Genomic DNA, 15,491 nt, shown 5'->3' with positions numbered 1-15,491 from the left:
CTTTGTGCTATCCTACGCCCCTACTTTTTGCCATCCTTTCGGCGTAGGGAATCTGTAGGATATCAAAACATGGAAATGACTGTGAACTTTGGGAAAAAAGCGCGCGTTTTAGCTCTGTGCGGTGCCGCACTTTTTGCAACCTCGGCGAACGCCCAGAATGTTGTGATCACCGCCGACAAGATGGTCGATGTGCTGACCGGCAAGGTTGTAGAGTTCCCGGCCATTTTCGTAGGCGAAGACGGACGGATTTCCAGTATTGCCGACGCTCGTACCGTCAGATGGGGCAGTGACGTCAAGCATATCAACCTGTCGGGCAAGACATTGCTGCCCGGCCTGATCGATATGCACGTCCATCTGGACGGCCCTGCAGATATTGGCGGCTATCGCGGGCTGGAGTTTACCGACAGTTTCTGGGGCATGACGGCTGTTGGCAACGCACATGCGATGTTGAAGGCGGGCTTCACCACCGTGCGCAATGTAGGTTCCGGCAACCGCAACGATATCGGCCTGAAGCAGGCGATTGAAAACGACTACGCAATCGGGCCGCGTATTATTCCAGCGGGCTATGCGCTGGGTGCGACCGGCGGGCATTGCGACTCAACCTTCCTACCGCCGAGCCTCGAAAAGGCCGAAAAGGAAGAGGGCATCGCCGACAGCCCTGATGAACTGCGCTATCAAGTCCGGCGACAACGCAAATATGGCGCAGAAGTCATCAAGGTGTGCGCCACGGGCGGCGTGTTTTCCCGCAACACCGAACCGGGGCAGCAGCAACTAACCGAAAGCGAACTTCGCGTTATTGCCGACGAAGCGCATCAATGGGGTATACGTGTCGCTGCCCATGCTCATGGCGGGGACGGTATAAAAGCAGCGATCAAGGCCGGGATTGATACGATTGAACATGCAAGCCTCGTTGACGATGAAGGCATCAAGCTTGCCGCTGCCCGGGTACGTCCGGTCTGGTTCTCGATGGATATCTACAACACTGATTATACACAGGCCGAGGGTGCGAAGAATGGCGTGCTTGAAGATAATCTTAGAAAAGACCGCGAAGTTGCTCAAATACAACGCGATAATTTTCGTAAAGCGCATAAGGCTGGGGTCAAGATGGTCTTCGGATCGGATGCGGGCGTCATGCCGCATGGCGACATCGGAAAGCAATTCCGTGTTATGGTCGAATATGGCATGACTCCGATGGAGGCTATACAGGCAGCCACCCGCAACGGCGCGCAGGCACTGGGTCGTGATAAGGATGTCGGCGCGATTGCGGTTGGGCGTTATGCCGATATCATTGCAGTCGATGGCGATCCATTGACCAATGTGCGCGAACTCGAGACGGTTGATGCAGTTGTAAAAAGTGGCAAATTGATCGAGTGATTTGCACGCATTCAGCTTACCTGCAACGATGTTAGTGCATTGATATCTGTGTCGCGAATGTGGTATTCATTAGGTTCAAGGTTCACAGAACCGATGAAATGGAAACGTAGCTGGGGGTTATGAATATGTTGACTTTGGTCGTCGCAAGTATGCTGAGCATGGCCGCAATGAAGGCTGATCCAATGGATGATGCCCGCAAAGCCTTCAACAATTGCATGATCGTTGCGCATAACAAGGCGATCGACGACAAGACGCCGCCAAACAGTTTTACAAAAATTGCGGACGAGGCATGTATACCCGAGCGCGGCGCATATCGGGACATCTTGATAAAGTCAGAACGGTCCTATGGATCAAACCAGAAAGACGCGGAAAAATTTGCGAATGAAGAAGTCCAGATGATCGTGGATTCGCTGGTCACTAGTTTCAACGAAAATGTTGAAAACGGAGCCAAGCTCACCATCGAGAAGTAGCGTTAAACGCGAGGCCCTAACCTATAAACCCTAAAGCCAGACCGGTAAGGCTTGTAACGGCAAGGGTTTTGATTACGTTCCATTTCAGACGGAATATCAAAATTGCGGCCATAATCGAGAGTAGGACGGCGCTTGGGTTAAAGCTATCCAATTCCGGAATGTAGAGCCGAATTGCTCCGGCATATTGCTCGCTAACTTGCGCGAACAATAGATGCAGCGCGAACCAGATAGTCAAATTGGCAATCACACCGACAACGGCAGCCGTTAAAGTGGATAACCCACCCTTGAGCCATACTGCATTCTCCAGTCGTTCGATCCAGGGGGCAAAGGTGAAAATCCATAGGAAGCAAGGCGCGAAGGTGACCCATGTGGTCAAGCCAGCGCCAATCAATCCCGCGATAAGTGGTGTAAATGGTTCGGGTGCCCGATATGCAGCCAGAAAACCGACAAATTGGGTGACCATGATCAACGGCCCCGGTGTGGTTTCAGCTAGTCCTAAACCATCGGCCATTTCGCCTGCCGATAACCATCCAAAGCCTTGCACGGCTTCCTGAGCCATATAGGCCAGCACGGCGTATGCCCCGCCAAAGGTGACGATCGCCAGTTGGGAGAAAAAGCTGCCAATTTTCCAGAGAACATGATCTTGCCCGACCGTCAGCAACACGACTATCATGGGCGCAACCCATATTGCCAGCCACAGCGCAATCGTCTGCGCCGTTTTGCCCCACGGCCGGGCTGTTGCGACAGGCGCGGCATTTCCTGCCTTTATGCCCAAATATTCAGGCAGAATCTTCGCCGTTACAATACCGATGAACCCGGCGCCGAGGACGATAAGGGGGAAGGGAAGATTAAAGAAAAACAGCGCCACAAAAGCCGCCACGGACATAATTTGCTTAAACCGCGTGTTCAGCGCACGTCCGCCGATGCGGATCAACGCTTGCACCACAATAGCAAGAACGGCGGATTTCATGCCGAGAAACAAGGCCGCGAACCAGCTTAGGTTGGCAGCATAGGCATATAGAATGGAAAGCGTCAAAATAACCAATGCGCCTGGAATTACAAACAGCAACCCCGCCACCAACCCGCCCTTCACGCCATGCAGACGCCAGCCAATCCAGGTGGCGAGTTGCTGCGCCTCTGGACCGGGCAGTAAGTGACAAAAGTTGAGCGCGTGAAGATATTGCTCTTCTCCAATCCATTTGCGTTCTTCGACAAGCTCGCGATGCATCAACGCAATCTGCCCCGCCGGCCCGCCAAAGCTAAGACAACCTATGCGAGCAAACACACGGGTAAGTTCCGAAAAAGCCGGGATCATTATTTGGGACGCCATATTCACTCCATGCCTTAAACGCCCTAAAAAACGAACGAAAAAGACAACATTTGGGCGAAGCGCCTATTCGGGAAGTTGCCTTGTCCTGATGGATTGGGCGTAGCTCGAACTAAATATTCAATGCGAGGGAAATGTGGCGGACAGGGTGTCCGTCGAACTATGTTTTTTTCCACGCTCCAAAATTGGCTGAAAAATGGGAAGTATCACGGATAAACAAATGGAATAATGCGGTTTTATTCTAACTGAGAAATTCCAAGCTATTCCAAACTAATCCATTGCAATCCAGCATCAACTCAATTAATTGAGGGACGTGATGTTGGACGAGTCCCCCCGAGCACCGAGACGGAAAAAGCGCGATATAGCTGATTTGACCGTTGCAAAGGTGAACGCCGCCAAGACTGGTAGGCACTTTGACGGGCAGGTCAGTGGCCTGCATCTCTATGTGCGTGATACGGGGTCGCGATCATGGGTTCTCAGGCTTGCTCGCACTCTGCCGGCCGGAAAAATACTGCGTCGAGATTTTGGCCTAGGCTCGCCTCCTGATATTGGAGTGGCGGATGCCCGTATTAAGGCCCGTCAATGGCGTGAATGGTGGCGACAAGGCTTTGACCCTGTTGCTTATCAGATTGCTTCTGATCGAGCTGCAGCCGCCGCTTTGGGCGTAGGCGCCACAACCTTTCGTGAGGCTTCCGATGCGTACTTTCTTTTTAAGTCGCCTAAATGGAGGAATGGGAAACATGTTGGTCAATGGCAAAATACTATCGCGGAATATGTTTTACCTCACATAGGGGATGTACCCGTCAACGATATTGACTCTGCAGCAATCGTTCGAGCCCTGTCACCTATTTGGACCGCTAAGCCAGAAACCGCTCGTCGAGTGCGACAGCGTATTTTTGCGGTTCTCGAATATTCGCAAGGGCTGGGATGGCGTTCGACTGGGGCTCCAAGAGGGGCCGTTAAGCAAGTCTTAGATTCAGCATCGCAGCCATCGGGATCCAATTTCAGCGCAGTCGATTACGATCATGCCCCCGATGTTTATAAGATTCTGACTGGGCAAAATGTCACCGTGGGCAGGCAAGCGCTTATGTTTACCATTCTCACCGCAGCGCGATCCGGCGAAACAAGGGGCGCGACATGGGCCGAAATCGATCTGGATAAGGCCGTTTGGACCATTCCTGCCAACCGCATGAAGGCAAAGAAAGAGCATGTCCAACCGCTTAACCCCGCGGCGGTTGGACTTCTCAGGTCAATTCAACGTAAATCGACCCGACCGGATGAACTGATCTTTGCAGGCAAGGGCAATCGGCCGCTGTCGGATGCAACGATGGCAAAGGCGCAAAAAGAGGTTGCGCCAAACACAACCGTGCACGGATGGCGCGCAACTTTCAGGACGTGGGCCGCCGACAAAACGAACTTTACCCGCGATATTGCTGAGAAGGCTTTGGCGCACACCCTGAAGGACGAAACCGAGAAATCGTACAACCGAGGCGGACTCTTAGAGAAGCGGTCGAAGCTTCTATTCGCTTGGGGAAATTATTTGGAGGGGCGGAGCAATATTGCTGCCTTGCCCAATAAAGCAAAATCCGCGGCATAGCGCCGTCGATGCGTTGGCCAAGGGGTAGCTATGGACAATGATTGGATTGCATGTGGAGACGCGTACGCAAATCTCAAAAACAGGTTCGAGACACTGCGCGGCCTGACAATTAGAAAAGCACTTATCGGCATGATACTGGAAGCGGGATTACCTGTTGTGTGCACAGAGTTCACCGAAACGGCTTTAGCCCATTTGCCATCTGGAGCATCTAAAAGTGTCGATCCTGAGGGGGCGGGATGTTTCGCAAACGACAGCCCGCCAAACGGCTTCTGGCGTTATGAAATGTCGGTAGATCACGATGCAGAGTTGTCCTTTTCGACTGGCATATTTTTTGTCAACAGGCGAATGAACGCGGCAGACCTTCCATATCGCTTCTTTAAAACGAACTACCTCTCAGACCACATTGAGGCCGAACTTTGGCAGCTCGCACGCGGCGTGTATTTTTCTCGCCCCCATTTAGAAGCATTGGTGGTCGATAGACGCTGGTCCATTGTATGGTCGCAAAAGGCGGAACCCAAGGCACCGGGACGAGTGAAGTCATGGCAATGGGATCAGGTAAAGGCGCAGTTTACTGTTGATGTCGCGCGCAAACCCGCACTGTTAAAATCAGGCGCCGCAGAGATTGTGAGACATCTTACAGACATTTTTGAAATGTTTCATGGAATCGGCAACGCGCCGGATAAAAGCGATATTTACGAATATGCGCATCTGATATTGAGAAAGGTGCCAAGCGACGATTATGCTCCGGACTAAACTCTCGTTTAATTCCCACTGATTTCCAGATACCCCCATTTTAAAGTGATGTCATCCAATCAGGAGATGGCAAAATGCTTAAACGTCCATTTTACACCGTCGATGAATCGACGCAGATAATCCCTTTCAAAAAGTCGACTATTTTCGAAATGATCCGCAAGGGTGAACTTCGCTCAGTTAAAGTTGGCGGGAAGCGGCTCATACCCCGTGAAGCACTGCTCAACATCGGCAATGACAAGGCCGCGTGATGGCAAGCAGTCTTCCCAAAGCGCGTCGCATAGTTGCCAAGCTCAAAAGCGTTGGCTGCGAATTTTGGATTGTCACCGGCGATAATGGCAAGCCTGATTTGGTTTTCGGTCCAAATAACAAAACGGATGAACAGAAGGATTGGATTTGCAACATTGTGCTGACCGCCTTTGCGATGCCGCGATTGTATTCTGCGATTATTCGCGCCGCAATTGAAACCAAAGAGGCCGCGTAATGTCTCGCCTGTTCGACATTTATGACGAGATGCAAAGGGCAGTGTCCGCCGTCACTGGCAGGCATTTGGCGGCAATGGAACGGCTGGGATGCACTGCACCCGCCATAGCGGCCATTGGCGCGAAACAAGCTCCGTTTGGAGTCATGAGGTGCGATATGCGCGGAAAGCAGTTTTTCGAGCCAACGTCCGAACCTTACGGTATTGACGCTGTCATAATGCCCGTAATGGACGAAGGCGAGATCGTCGACTTAATTGCGTGGCGTACACTCGCCCCATCCGCCTTGCGTTGGCGCAACGGCGATGGTTGGGTGCTGGGTATCGATGCAATACAAGAGCCTCCTCTCTGGGACGGATTTCGCGAAATCACGTTGCACGCGACTCCGCTCGACTGGATTCGCAATGGAGGTAACGGAGCCGTCATTTTGGATTGGTCCGCTGTCTCGCAAATTCGTAAACTGGCATTGTTTGACATAATCCGCTGCGATCATCCGAACGTACATCAGCAGCTAAGCGCTATTTTGAGCCAGCCCGAACGAAAGCCAAAGATATTGGGAACGGAGGTCAAACATGGCCGCGCCGCGTAGCTTGGACGCGATTCAACGCGCTGTGGTACGGCCATGTCTTGCCACGATTAATCCTTCCATCTGGGAAGGTTTAGAACTTCCGAAGCGGCATTGGCTTATTGATCAGTGGATACTCGCAAAGGGCACCACTTATCTCACTGGCAAGGGCTCGGTGGGCAAATCCCTCATCGCGCAGCAAGCCATGACAGCTGCCGCAGTTGGTAAACCCTTCTTAGGCCAGCCCGTCAAGCGCGTGCGGGCTGCTTACATCACAGCCGAGGATGACGTCGAGGAATTGCATCGTCGCCAATCGGCCATAAACGACGCGCTAGGCATCACCATGACTGATTTAGACGGCTGGTTACACCTTGTCAGCTTGAAGGGTCGAAGCGCTGCTCTTGTGAGCTTTGGTGTGGAAACAACCATACTTCCATTGTTCGAAGAGATTGCCGGCATGATCGAGGTTACTGGCATCGAGGCAATGGCGCTAGATAATGTGGCGCATCTGCTGGCTGGCAATGAAAACGACCGATATGTGGTATCTGCTTTCATTGGCAAATGCGACCGATTGGCCGAAATGATGAACGGTTCAGTATTGCTCATCGGGCACCCGAATAAAGCAGGGGACGAATTTTCAGGGTCAACGGCTTGGGAAAATGCCGTTCGATCACGCCTCTACATGGATACCGCTTCCGAGCGCGACGGATATACCGACCCCGATTCCCGCACTCTGAGCCGGTCCAAATTCAACTATGGCCCCAAAGGCGAAGCCCTGACCTTTAGATGGCACAAGGGCGCATTCGTTTGCGATAACGAACTGCCAAGCGATTACGTTGCTGAAATGGCTCACGCCGCTGCGATCGTTCAAGAGAATGATCGCTTTTTGGAGTGCCTTGATGCGTCAATCGCGCAAGGACGGAATGTCAGTCATGCGGTCGGGTCGAACAATGCTCCCAAGGTTTTCGCATCGATGCCCGAATCCAGAGGGATGCCCAAAGAAGCATTCGAGCGAGCCCTAAATCGGCTTTTGTCTTTGGGTGTTATTGAGGCCAACAAACCCGTTCAGAAATACTCAAACCGGACCGTGAAATATGGTCTTGTGAGAGCGGGATACACGCTGTGAATAGTGCACAAAGCCCTGCACAAAGCCCTGCACAAAGCCTGCACAAAAGGATGCACGAGCTCCGCACAAACCCCGCACAAATACGCACAACGCACACACCTCCCCCTACGGGGGAGGGCTTACACCTAAGTTTGGCCCTCCCCGAAGGGGATTTGGCCAGCAATATTTAAACTGAAAGGAATTTGATATGAGTAGATTTGCCAACCTGTCCGCCAACCGCGGCGCAATCATTGAACCGATAAACTGGGGCGACCCAGGTGATTATCGCAATCGCGGCAAGGGCGAGGCGCTCGTCCCTTCGACGGATGCCAAATATAGCAAACGACTGCCCGAGTTTCGTCCGCTCTTGCCAGCATCAAGCGCAAAAGCATCCACAACGGTCGCACCCGCTGCACCAAAATTACCCATCAAATCGGCCGCCCCAATAGCTGCTGAGGCCACGAATGCGCGGATCAATGCAGTGTTCGACAATCCTGCTTCGAACGGCAAAAAGAAGGCGGCTGGTAAACTGTTACACATGACGAAAGCCTCAGCATCGGAAATCATCGCCCAATTGAAAAGCGTCGAGCCGGATGCCGTTGTGGAGGCTAGAGAAACCGATGCAGCGTGGAAGCGCGCCGCATCGAAGGCAAACCGGATGGCAGGCTTCAATGATGAACCTGATGAACCTGCAGCACCTGAAAGCGCCGTTGCTACCGGCTGGGCCAAAGCGGTTGCCAAAGTGAACACCATGAACGGATTCGGAGGTTCGGCATGATTGCGCCGTCCACACTGGCAAGCACCGCCAAGGCTATCGCGGCGCTGGATATGTCCGATATCGAGTCACGGCTTGCTCAGATCGACGCCAATGCCAAGGATGCCATTACAGCGGCGGAAAAGGCAGAAGCGCGGCTGTCGGAAATTGCCCGCACCTTATCCGATTGGCGAGGTCTGGACGGTGAGGAAATTGCCAACCGATTGATGAATGGACAGGCTTCGGACACGCCGAATGCTACAGCCTTGGAAGCCGAGCGGGATCAATTGCGATCCGGATTGGCAGTGTTGCGGCGGCGGGTTGATGATGCCTATCACACTCGAAGGGCATTGCAGGCAGAGGCCAAATCACGCGCTGCCCCGATATTCGAAACAGTTGCGACCGAATTGACGAAAGAGGCCGTTTTGGCTGCTCGAACTCTTGTCGCGGCATGGGCATCGCTTTCGGCGATAGAGAGGGCAACCGGCAATCATTCTTCGCGGAATGCCGCTGCCAGTCTTGATGATGCTGTGGCAGTAATTCTGGATTTCAAGGGCATACTGTCGGCCGAAAATCGGGCGGCAATTGAGGTTCCGCCTGAAACCGTGAAGTTGCTCACCGGACTTCGCGAAAGGGGTGATATTCTTGCTGTGGGCCTGCCGCTACAAATTGGCAGGCCGTATCTCGCGCCGAAGTTTGTGCCCGTTTAGGCCGCAACGGAATTGGTCGGACGGTTCAAACCGTCACAAGCGGCAGGGCTTTCCTTTTTCTCCCTATCGCTTCCGACCGAGAGGCCGCCCATTTTTGATACGGATGGGTGGCCTCAAATTTTCAAAGTTATGCCGGTCATCGTGACGGCAGCTTTCCGAGAATATGCGATAAAAGCGGACCGTCGGGACACGACAGCTTTTCGGTCTTTGGTTAAGTTTATTGTCGTCCTTGTAAGCGGACATTATTTGGGGACGTTACACCTGCCACCGCGATTCCGTAGCAGCTATATCTAACCTAGCATTTCTATGGAACTGTGGACGCGAAGGGACACGCTGCCGGCATCGACTTGTGCGAGGGTTGCATTATGGTGGTCGATGACCTGCCGGAACGAGAGGTTGGGAGAGCCCGCATTCATATGGCCATCCCCCAGTAAGACCACATTATAGCCAAGGCTCAATGCGCGCCGACAGCTTGTATCGATGCAAAATTGCGTCATGCAGCCCGCGACAATCAAGGTTTCGATACCCAATGCGCGGCATCGCCTGTCAACATCGGTCTCGAAAAATGCATCACACCAGCTCTTTGAAATCGCCACCTCTGACCCTTGAGGCGCAACGACAGGATCTATTTCCCAGCCATCGGACGCCGGATCAAGCCGGTGCCCGGTACCGCCACGATGTTGGACATGCAGAACTGGGACACCGAGGTTGCGGCATCGCGCCTGGACGGTCGCAACTCGGGTGAGCATTTCGTAAAGCGCGGCGTCTGCTGCAGTTTGATCTTCTCCACCACATCCCCGCAATATGCCGACTTGCATATCAATGCCAAGAAGGGCGGGTCGGTGACCCCAAAAACTTGTGTGCGTCATATGATCTTTGCCTGATAAATGACCATCGAAGCGAACGCCCAAACGACCGCGCCAGTCAGTAAGGACATTGGCAGACTAGCCCCAGCTTTGACGCGTAACAGGATCGTTCCAAGCAGGATTGCTGTGTGCCCGACACCAATCAACACTCCAGTCAGGTAAGTTGTCATGACGGGACTTCGATTGCCTTCTAGCCATAGCCAACCAAGTGAGAGGGCAGTAATCATCGGCATTGCCGTCAACCAGCCCGCCAGCTTCAGATTGGTGTTGGCAACCATGAGAATTAGCAGCACGATCACGCCGGACAAGGCCGACTTGGCAAGCAGTGACATGATCATTTTGCGGTTTCAATCAGGTTGAGCAGCTTCGCAAAAGCGGTTTGAATGTCGTTGGCTGCCTGATCATCACCAAGTGCAAGGGCCCGCGCCAAGCGCAGAACGTCTAGCCCGACATGCTCATCAAATGCTGCTGTTCCAGCATCGGTCAGACAAAGACGCACAACCCGCTCATCTGCTTCAGAGCGCTGCTTCTCGATAAGCCCTTTGCTCACCATACGACTGATGAGCTCTGACGCCGTATTCGCCGCGCAGCCTAGGAATTCTGCGACCCGCTGAACTTGTACTGCTCGCTCTTCATGGAGAAGTTGCAACACACGCACGCTCTGGTGGCTAAGCGCAATCGTGTATCGCGGATGGCATCGATGATAGATTGCCGCGAAGTTTCGGGAAATGTCGTGTGCAATTTCAAAGTTCGAATCATGTCGCATAAAAAGACTATATCGTTATATACGATATGGTCAATCTTTTGTGATCAGACTGACCTTTGCGGACAATCAGCATAAGTCACACCCAACGGCAGCTTTCGCATAACAGAGTCAAATAGCGGATGAGGTGGATGGCTCCCGCTCACGGCATTTAAGTGCCAAGATGGGTTGCTGTCATGCAAACCCGAGCAAAGGAGCCATCCGCCATGGATATTAGCACAATCGGCCTCGATTTGGCCAAGAACGTTTTTCAGATTCACGCAATTGACGCGACCGGCGAGGTTGTCGTCCGCAAAACGCTGCGAAGGGCGCAGATGTTGCCCTTCTTCGAGAAGCTGCCGCCATGCCTGGTTGGTGCAGAGGCCTGCGGGACAGTCCGCCCCCCCAACTTTCCAGACATTCAGGCAACATTTTCCAATCCTCGTTAGCTGCCCTTTGTTCATAAGCTGAATGAAAGGCAGCTTTCCGAGAATATGCGATAAAAGCGGACTAACCGAACACGACCCAAAAGTGGAAACAGCACTGCCACCTGCCGAGCTCTGAAAGCGACCGTTCGTTCATCGCTTTGAAGACAGTCTCGTGTGTTGCCTGTCAAAAAAGATCTCACAGACTCAAATCGTACTTTAGCGGCATGGCAACCACCAACTTTCCACTTGCATGCCCGGATTCGAGGTACCGGATAGCGTCGGGTACTTCGCTCAGCCGGTAGCTGCGCTCTATGACAGGCCGCACTTTTCCCGCTTCAATAAGATCTTTCAACACCATCAGGTCCGACTGGTTGGGCTTCGCCAGCAGGTTTCCCAATTTTTGGCGGGCGATCGAAAGCGGCGGGCCGAGGAGCAACGCTTCACATAGTTGGCGGTTCGACCCACCACTCATCACGTATCGACCAGTAGGAGTCAGCGTACGTCGATAGTCCAAAATAGACCTGTCGCCGTTCGCGGCCAAAATCAGGTCAAACTTCGGGTTGGAGTTCACAAAATCCGCGAGTGTGTAGTCGAGCACGTGATCGGCACCAATCGTGCGGATCATCTCGACTTTTTTCGTGCTACAGATACCGGTCACTTCCGCTCCCAATGCCTTGGCAATTTGCACCGCAAACGTCCCAACACCGCCAGAGGCGCCGTGAATCGCTACCTTCTGCCCGGACTGAATCTTGCCCTTTCGAAGCCCCTGAAGCGCGGTGCAGCCCGATGTTGGAACTGAGGCAGCTTCTTCGAAAGAGAGGTTTGTTGGCTTCAGCGCCAATGCACATTCACGGGCCGCTACATACTCGGCGTACGCGCCGAACCCACAACGAGAGACTTCACCGAAAACTTCATCTCCGCGCTTGAACTGGGAAACGTTGCGACCAACCGCTTCAACCGTTCCCGCTATATCACTGCCGATGATTTTGTATTTGGGCGTGTTCAGGCCAGCCACCAGCCGGAACGGAATCGGCGTTCCGCGGAGAAGGTGCCAGTCGCCTGCATTTGCAGATGCCGCGTGGACGCGCACCAGCACATCATCGTCACCAACAATGGGAGTCGGAACGTCATCGAGCCTTAACACGCTGGGAGAGCCGTATGTTTCGCGAACAATCGCTTTCACGTTAAGGAGCCCTCACGGCGCACTGTCCTCGACGCCTTCCAAAGTCGGCTCGCTAACCATCCCCCGATCACGAGGTCAATTGCGCCGCAAAAGCCAGGCCACCACAATGGCATACCAAGGTTCGTGACAAGTGCTTGATGGACGAAAAAATCAAAGAAGCCATGACCGACGAGAGCAGCGGCTGCCAGCCACAGACTCTTTCTGAAGCCGAGTATCGCAAAAACTGAAAACACCAACCCGACTGCAATCTCAATCGCCAGTGTCGAGTAGGGTGACTCACCCATCACTGCAAACAACGCGTAGTAGGAAGCGATCACAATCAGGACCGTCGGGTAAAAGGCGCGGTCGCGGTCAAAGCCGCTCGTCGCGGCAAAACCACCGACTGCCAGACCAAGGATCACGCCGACGAGATATTCCATAAGACCTCCTTCCCTTTGAGCGTTGTCGCGACGGAGCGTTTGTGCTGGGAACACTGGATGCATGTACTCGCCCAAAGGCCAGAAAGGAATGCTCCGCCGCGAGAAGGTTATTTCGCGCAGTTACATGCCTCGCCGCATTTGCACGACGGCCCGCACTTACAGGCTTTGAGCTGGGTGGCGCACTTGCATGTGGGGGCGCAAGTGCACGGATTACATGTGCATTTCTTGATCATGGTGAACTCCATCGTTAGGTTAGTGGAGTTCATATGATACGATGAACCCTGAGCAGTTGATTGAACATAGCGGCTAAATTCAGTCAGCTTGCCCGAAGCCTGCATGCGCCGTCGGCGCGTCGAGAGTAACGGAGGTATAGGCTATGACTGTCGTCGGCAGAGGGCGCATCGTCTTTTGGGAGGGCGCAAGTCTTTGGTTGCTGAAGGTTGAGCAAGAAGCCGCCGAACTTCAACCTCATGCGCATCATGCGATACAGATCACGTTCCAACTTGAAGGGTCATTCGAAATCGGCGTTTCGAGCGAATGCCTGACAGGGCCTGTCGCCGCAGTCTGGTCCGACACGTCGCATAGTTTCAGAGCAAGCGGGGCTGTCGCTTTGCTGTTCGTGGCACCGGAAAGTTCGGTGGGCCGCGCACTCGGCAAGACTCTGTTCGCGCACCGGCGATGGGCAAACGTTACCAGCGGGCCGTTCGCTTCGTCGCTCGAAGACCTTCGCAGATGCTTTCGCAGTGGCTTTGCCGAGGAGGAACTGCTGTGTTTGGGCCAGCAAATTATGGAGGCACTGCCGAAGGCGGATGGAACAGCCTTACCCGATCAGCGGGCGCTCGCAATGATTGCATATGCGCGAAAGAACCTTGAAAACACCGTTACATTGCCATCTGCTGCGGATCATGTCTGTCTCTCTGACAGTCGGGCGCGACATGTTTTTGCGGCGCAAACAGGTCTTCCTTTCAAAACCTTTGTGCTGTGGCTGCGGCTCGAGCGCGCCGTTGCGCTCTATGCCCGAGGCATTTCGCTGACTGAAGCTGCCCATGAAGCAGGTTTTGCCGATTCTGCGCATTTCAGCAGGACATTCAGGCGCACCTTCGGGCTACCCGCCGCTGCGCTAAGTCTGCTCCACAATTAGGTGGCTCGGACCTCGGACAAGTCCGAGGTCACCATATTTGATTCCTAGGCTCGCCGAGGGTCTGCTTTTGCGATTATCTCGGCAAAAGCCGACAGTCCGCTCCCCACAACAAAGCTGCCTAACCGGACTTTCCGGTCACGACAACAAAGCGGACGTTCGGCTTCTGGCGGTATTGTTTTTGTGGGCGCGCCGTATATCTTGGTTTGAATGCAATGTTACTATGTCGTGATCCATGGCCGATTGGAATGGTCCGCCGCCGCACCGCCGAATAATGACGAAGGTGACACGTGGCAACCATTGGGTTTCTATTGTCACCGTTTTGTATTGGCATCCTCGATCAGTTCCGCTCAGGACACCGCTTTCCGCCGTGTCCGCGATAACCTTGAGCGGCAAACCGGTTGGCTCAATTCGAACCAAGTCAAGTTGGAACTGAATGCAGAACAAGTTACGCCAGCACCCTTTTTCCGATTACTGAAGCCCGACAATCGTGGGCACATCTTCTACGATAATGATTGATCCAAAAATTCCGTCGTGAATTAGCTGCAGAAGAGTCCGTGTTCGACAACAAAGCAGACAGGACCGGATCAGTGCTTTGCGTTATCTAGTTCTATGTCGCGACGAAGCCGATCGGCTTTCCGGATGACGCTGTCATTCGCGGCCCGCAGCTCGCGCAACTGTTCGACGTAGGCGCGAAACTCAGGCTTAAGCCGCCCATCCACCCAAGCGTCTGCCTGGTCGGGATCTAGCCCGAAGACAAGTGTCTCGGTGACGGCGTTGTAGCGGAGGTAGCGGTCCCCAACAGAGTTTAACTCATTGTAAAATGCAGCCAAACGCCAAACCATATCAGGCTTCAGGGCTTTCAAGGCACCCGTCGACATGAGCCCGTCCCAGATTTGGGTTGGGGGCCCTTCACCACCCGGCTCACGGTAGACGGGTAGTTTAGGCTGGTCGCCTCGCGCTACACCGTCGTCGAAAACACGGAGCTTATCGGAAATTGCACGGCTTATTCCGCGTCCATGCGTGGCAACGCTCCCAAATGTCTGCCCCACTGCGACAACCACTGTTGATCGATAGCGCGCTTCTTCGGCCTCCTGCCGCCAATTCTCTATTGCAAAAGCGGCTGTGACACCAATGAACACAACCACTAGCTCAAACGCGAACTTCCCAAAAAGACCGCGATGCTCTCCGTAGGTGGTCGCCAGAAGTCGCCGCAACGATTTGATCATGTTATTCCCCCGCTCTTGGTTCGTACTGTGACAAAAGCCGCGCAGCCATCCCAACTGCTGTTTATTCTGAATTGCGCTGGTATGTAAAGCAGTGGCGGGCATTAGACAGGCGCTCTCCGCAATCTAGGTGAAAGGCGGTGAACCTCCCGCCGACTAGATGCGACCGGCGGCTAAACGCCAATGCCGCTTGTTCGAAAAGATCCCCCTAGCAGTTGTGAACGAACGACCGCTTTTGGGATCGTGTAGCAGGTCGCTAAACATGTTCATTTGGCGCGAAGCTGTCGTCGCCAAAATTGTATGAATGACTGCTACTGGCCTCAACCTCCTGAAAGCTGCCTGTCCGCAAACCACAACA

General features: G+C 53.6%; 20 protein-coding genes and 1 pseudogene. 14 read left to right on the top strand and 7 right to left on the bottom strand.

The window, feature by feature from the left end; genetic code table 11:
* The first annotated feature begins 69 nt into the window (after positions 1–69).
* The 3 genes from ACKVOS_RS03685 to ACKVOS_RS03675 all read left to right on the top strand — a co-directional run bounded on the left by ACKVOS_RS03685 (position 70) and on the right by ACKVOS_RS03675 (position 1,844).
* Positions 70–1,374, top strand: a complete 1,305-nt coding sequence (locus ACKVOS_RS03685; protein WP_409210662.1) for an amidohydrolase family protein — start codon at positions 70–72, stop codon at positions 1,372–1,374.
* Positions 1,362–1,409, top strand: coding sequence for a hypothetical protein (locus ACKVOS_RS03680; protein WP_409210699.1), 48 nt, complete (start codon positions 1,362–1,364; stop codon positions 1,407–1,409). Before ACKVOS_RS03685 ends, ACKVOS_RS03680 begins: the two co-directional genes overlap by 13 nt.
* An 84-nt stretch (positions 1,410–1,493) precedes the next feature.
* Complete coding sequence (locus ACKVOS_RS03675; RefSeq protein WP_409210661.1) at positions 1,494–1,844, top strand: hypothetical protein; 351 nt, start codon at positions 1,494–1,496, stop codon at positions 1,842–1,844.
* A gap of 16 nt (positions 1,845–1,860) precedes the next feature.
* On the opposite strand, the gene chrA is transcribed toward ACKVOS_RS03675, so the two are convergent.
* Positions 1,861–3,174, bottom strand: a complete 1,314-nt coding sequence (gene chrA, locus ACKVOS_RS03670) for a chromate efflux transporter (protein WP_409210660.1) — start codon at positions 3,172–3,174, stop codon at positions 1,861–1,863.
* 367 nt (positions 3,175–3,541) lie between these two features.
* On the opposite strand from chrA, the gene ACKVOS_RS03665 reads away from it, so the two are divergent.
* From ACKVOS_RS03665 to ACKVOS_RS03630, 8 genes are all read left to right on the top strand, one after another.
* Complete coding sequence (locus ACKVOS_RS03665; protein WP_409210659.1) at positions 3,542–4,768, top strand: tyrosine-type recombinase/integrase; 1,227 nt, start codon at positions 3,542–3,544, stop codon at positions 4,766–4,768.
* Positions 4,769–4,798: 30 nt separating this feature from the next.
* The gene (locus ACKVOS_RS03660) at positions 4,799–5,521 is read left to right on the top strand and encodes a hypothetical protein (protein WP_409210658.1); all 723 of its coding nucleotides are present in this window, start codon (positions 4,799–4,801) and stop codon (positions 5,519–5,521) included.
* A 74-nt stretch (positions 5,522–5,595) separates the two neighbouring features.
* Positions 5,596–5,769 (top strand): excisionase family DNA-binding protein, encoded by a 174-nt coding sequence (locus ACKVOS_RS03655; protein ID WP_409210657.1) that lies wholly within the window; start codon positions 5,596–5,598, stop codon positions 5,767–5,769.
* Positions 5,769–6,002 (top strand): hypothetical protein, encoded by a 234-nt coding sequence (locus tag ACKVOS_RS03650; RefSeq protein ID WP_409210656.1) that lies wholly within the window; start codon positions 5,769–5,771, stop codon positions 6,000–6,002. The genes ACKVOS_RS03655 and ACKVOS_RS03650 overlap by 1 nt, the downstream gene beginning before the upstream one ends.
* Positions 6,002–6,586 (top strand): hypothetical protein, encoded by a 585-nt coding sequence (locus tag ACKVOS_RS03645; protein WP_409210655.1) that lies wholly within the window; start codon positions 6,002–6,004, stop codon positions 6,584–6,586. The genes ACKVOS_RS03650 and ACKVOS_RS03645 overlap by 1 nt, the downstream gene beginning before the upstream one ends.
* Positions 6,570–7,688, top strand: coding sequence for an AAA family ATPase (locus ACKVOS_RS03640; protein ID WP_409210654.1), 1,119 nt, complete (start codon positions 6,570–6,572; stop codon positions 7,686–7,688). The genes ACKVOS_RS03645 and ACKVOS_RS03640 overlap by 17 nt, the downstream gene beginning before the upstream one ends.
* A gap of 187 nt (positions 7,689–7,875) precedes the next feature.
* On the top strand, positions 7,876–8,445 hold the full coding sequence (locus ACKVOS_RS03635) for a hypothetical protein (protein ID WP_409210653.1): 570 nt from the start codon (positions 7,876–7,878) through the stop codon (positions 8,443–8,445).
* Positions 8,442–9,131 carry a hypothetical protein gene (locus ACKVOS_RS03630; protein WP_409210652.1) on the top strand — a complete coding sequence of 230 codons (690 nt, stop codon included), beginning with the start codon at positions 8,442–8,444 and terminating at the stop codon, positions 9,129–9,131. The genes ACKVOS_RS03635 and ACKVOS_RS03630 overlap by 4 nt, the downstream gene beginning before the upstream one ends.
* 290 nt (positions 9,132–9,421) lie before the next feature.
* Here ACKVOS_RS03630 and ACKVOS_RS03625 read toward each other — a convergent pair whose 3' ends face one another.
* Genes ACKVOS_RS03625 through ACKVOS_RS03615 form a run of 3 tightly spaced genes read right to left on the bottom strand, consistent with a single transcriptional unit; the run spans position 9,422 to position 10,763 of the window.
* On the bottom strand, positions 9,422–10,000 hold the full coding sequence (locus ACKVOS_RS03625; protein WP_409210651.1) for an isochorismatase family protein: 579 nt from the start codon (positions 9,998–10,000) through the stop codon (positions 9,422–9,424).
* Positions 9,997–10,335 (bottom strand): hypothetical protein, encoded by a 339-nt coding sequence (locus ACKVOS_RS03620; RefSeq protein ID WP_409210650.1) that lies wholly within the window; start codon positions 10,333–10,335, stop codon positions 9,997–9,999. The genes ACKVOS_RS03625 and ACKVOS_RS03620 overlap by 4 nt, the downstream gene beginning before the upstream one ends.
* Complete coding sequence (locus ACKVOS_RS03615; RefSeq protein WP_409210649.1) at positions 10,332–10,763, bottom strand: MarR family winged helix-turn-helix transcriptional regulator; 432 nt, start codon at positions 10,761–10,763, stop codon at positions 10,332–10,334. The genes ACKVOS_RS03620 and ACKVOS_RS03615 overlap by 4 nt, the downstream gene beginning before the upstream one ends.
* A 203-nt stretch (positions 10,764–10,966) precedes the next feature.
* On the opposite strand from ACKVOS_RS03615, the pseudogene ACKVOS_RS03610 reads away from it, so the two are divergent.
* A pseudogene (locus ACKVOS_RS03610) lies at positions 10,967–11,134 on the top strand (IS110 family transposase); the annotation flags it as partial.
* Positions 11,135–11,363: 229 nt separating this feature from the next.
* On the opposite strand, the gene ACKVOS_RS03605 reads toward ACKVOS_RS03610, so the two are convergent.
* Together ACKVOS_RS03605 and ACKVOS_RS03600 are read right to left on the bottom strand one after the other, a co-directional pair.
* Positions 11,364–12,350 carry an NAD(P)-dependent alcohol dehydrogenase gene (locus tag ACKVOS_RS03605; RefSeq protein WP_409210648.1) on the bottom strand — a complete coding sequence of 329 codons (987 nt, stop codon included), beginning with the start codon at positions 12,348–12,350 and terminating at the stop codon, positions 11,364–11,366.
* Positions 12,347–12,769, bottom strand: a complete 423-nt coding sequence (locus ACKVOS_RS03600; RefSeq protein WP_409210647.1) for a hypothetical protein — start codon at positions 12,767–12,769, stop codon at positions 12,347–12,349. The genes ACKVOS_RS03605 and ACKVOS_RS03600 overlap by 4 nt, the downstream gene beginning before the upstream one ends.
* A 376-nt stretch (positions 12,770–13,145) precedes the next feature.
* Here ACKVOS_RS03600 and ACKVOS_RS03595 point away from each other — a divergent pair, with 376 nt between their 5' ends.
* Entirely contained in the window at positions 13,146–13,910 is a 765-nt protein-coding gene (locus ACKVOS_RS03595; protein ID WP_409210646.1) for an AraC family transcriptional regulator, read from the top strand.
* A 207-nt stretch (positions 13,911–14,117) separates the two neighbouring features.
* Positions 14,118–14,426: a hypothetical protein gene (locus ACKVOS_RS03590; protein ID WP_409210645.1), complete on the top strand. Its 309-nt coding sequence runs from the start codon at positions 14,118–14,120 to the stop codon at positions 14,424–14,426.
* A gap of 68 nt (positions 14,427–14,494) precedes the next feature.
* On the opposite strand, the gene ACKVOS_RS03585 is transcribed toward ACKVOS_RS03590, so the two are convergent.
* Positions 14,495–15,136 (bottom strand): hypothetical protein, encoded by a 642-nt coding sequence (locus ACKVOS_RS03585; protein WP_409210644.1) that lies wholly within the window; start codon positions 15,134–15,136, stop codon positions 14,495–14,497.
* Positions 15,137–15,491: the final 355 nt, after the last annotated feature.

The sequence above is a fragment of the Sphingorhabdus sp. genome, assembly GCF_046154385.1.
Classification (GTDB): domain Bacteria; phylum Pseudomonadota; class Alphaproteobacteria; order Sphingomonadales; family Sphingomonadaceae; genus Sphingorhabdus_B.
The sequence above is the reverse complement of the archived record's forward strand: the minus strand, read 5'-3'. Positions and strand labels throughout refer to the sequence as shown.

Excerpts from the sequence above, each read along its gene's own strand:
- ACKVOS_RS03685 (WP_409210662.1), top strand. The coding sequence starts at position 70 with ATGGAAATGACTGTGAACTTTGGGAAAAAAGCGCGCGTTTTAGCTCTG.
- ACKVOS_RS03675 (WP_409210661.1), top strand. The coding sequence starts at position 1,494 with ATGAATATGTTGACTTTGGTCGTCGCAAGTATGCTGAGCATGGCCGCA.
- chrA (WP_409210660.1), bottom strand. The coding sequence starts at position 3,174 with ATGGCGTCCCAAATAATGATCCCGGCTTTTTCGGAACTTACCCGTGTG.
- ACKVOS_RS03660 (WP_409210658.1), top strand. The coding sequence starts at position 4,799 with ATGGACAATGATTGGATTGCATGTGGAGACGCGTACGCAAATCTCAAA.
- ACKVOS_RS03655 (WP_409210657.1), top strand. The coding sequence starts at position 5,596 with ATGCTTAAACGTCCATTTTACACCGTCGATGAATCGACGCAGATAATC.
- ACKVOS_RS03650 (WP_409210656.1), top strand. The coding sequence starts at position 5,769 with ATGGCAAGCAGTCTTCCCAAAGCGCGTCGCATAGTTGCCAAGCTCAAA.
- ACKVOS_RS03645 (WP_409210655.1), top strand. The coding sequence starts at position 6,002 with ATGTCTCGCCTGTTCGACATTTATGACGAGATGCAAAGGGCAGTGTCC.
- ACKVOS_RS03640 (WP_409210654.1), top strand. The coding sequence starts at position 6,570 with ATGGCCGCGCCGCGTAGCTTGGACGCGATTCAACGCGCTGTGGTACGG.
- ACKVOS_RS03635 (WP_409210653.1), top strand. The coding sequence starts at position 7,876 with ATGAGTAGATTTGCCAACCTGTCCGCCAACCGCGGCGCAATCATTGAA.
- ACKVOS_RS03630 (WP_409210652.1), top strand. The coding sequence starts at position 8,442 with ATGATTGCGCCGTCCACACTGGCAAGCACCGCCAAGGCTATCGCGGCG.
- ACKVOS_RS03625 (WP_409210651.1), bottom strand. The coding sequence starts at position 10,000 with ATGACGCACACAAGTTTTTGGGGTCACCGACCCGCCCTTCTTGGCATT.
- ACKVOS_RS03620 (WP_409210650.1), bottom strand. The coding sequence starts at position 10,335 with ATGATCATGTCACTGCTTGCCAAGTCGGCCTTGTCCGGCGTGATCGTG.
- ACKVOS_RS03615 (WP_409210649.1), bottom strand. The coding sequence starts at position 10,763 with ATGCGACATGATTCGAACTTTGAAATTGCACACGACATTTCCCGAAAC.
- ACKVOS_RS03600 (WP_409210647.1), bottom strand. The coding sequence starts at position 12,769 with ATGGAATATCTCGTCGGCGTGATCCTTGGTCTGGCAGTCGGTGGTTTT.
- ACKVOS_RS03595 (WP_409210646.1), top strand. The coding sequence starts at position 13,146 with ATGACTGTCGTCGGCAGAGGGCGCATCGTCTTTTGGGAGGGCGCAAGT.
- ACKVOS_RS03590 (WP_409210645.1), top strand. The coding sequence starts at position 14,118 with ATGCAATGTTACTATGTCGTGATCCATGGCCGATTGGAATGGTCCGCC.
- ACKVOS_RS03585 (WP_409210644.1), bottom strand. The coding sequence starts at position 15,136 with ATGATCAAATCGTTGCGGCGACTTCTGGCGACCACCTACGGAGAGCAT.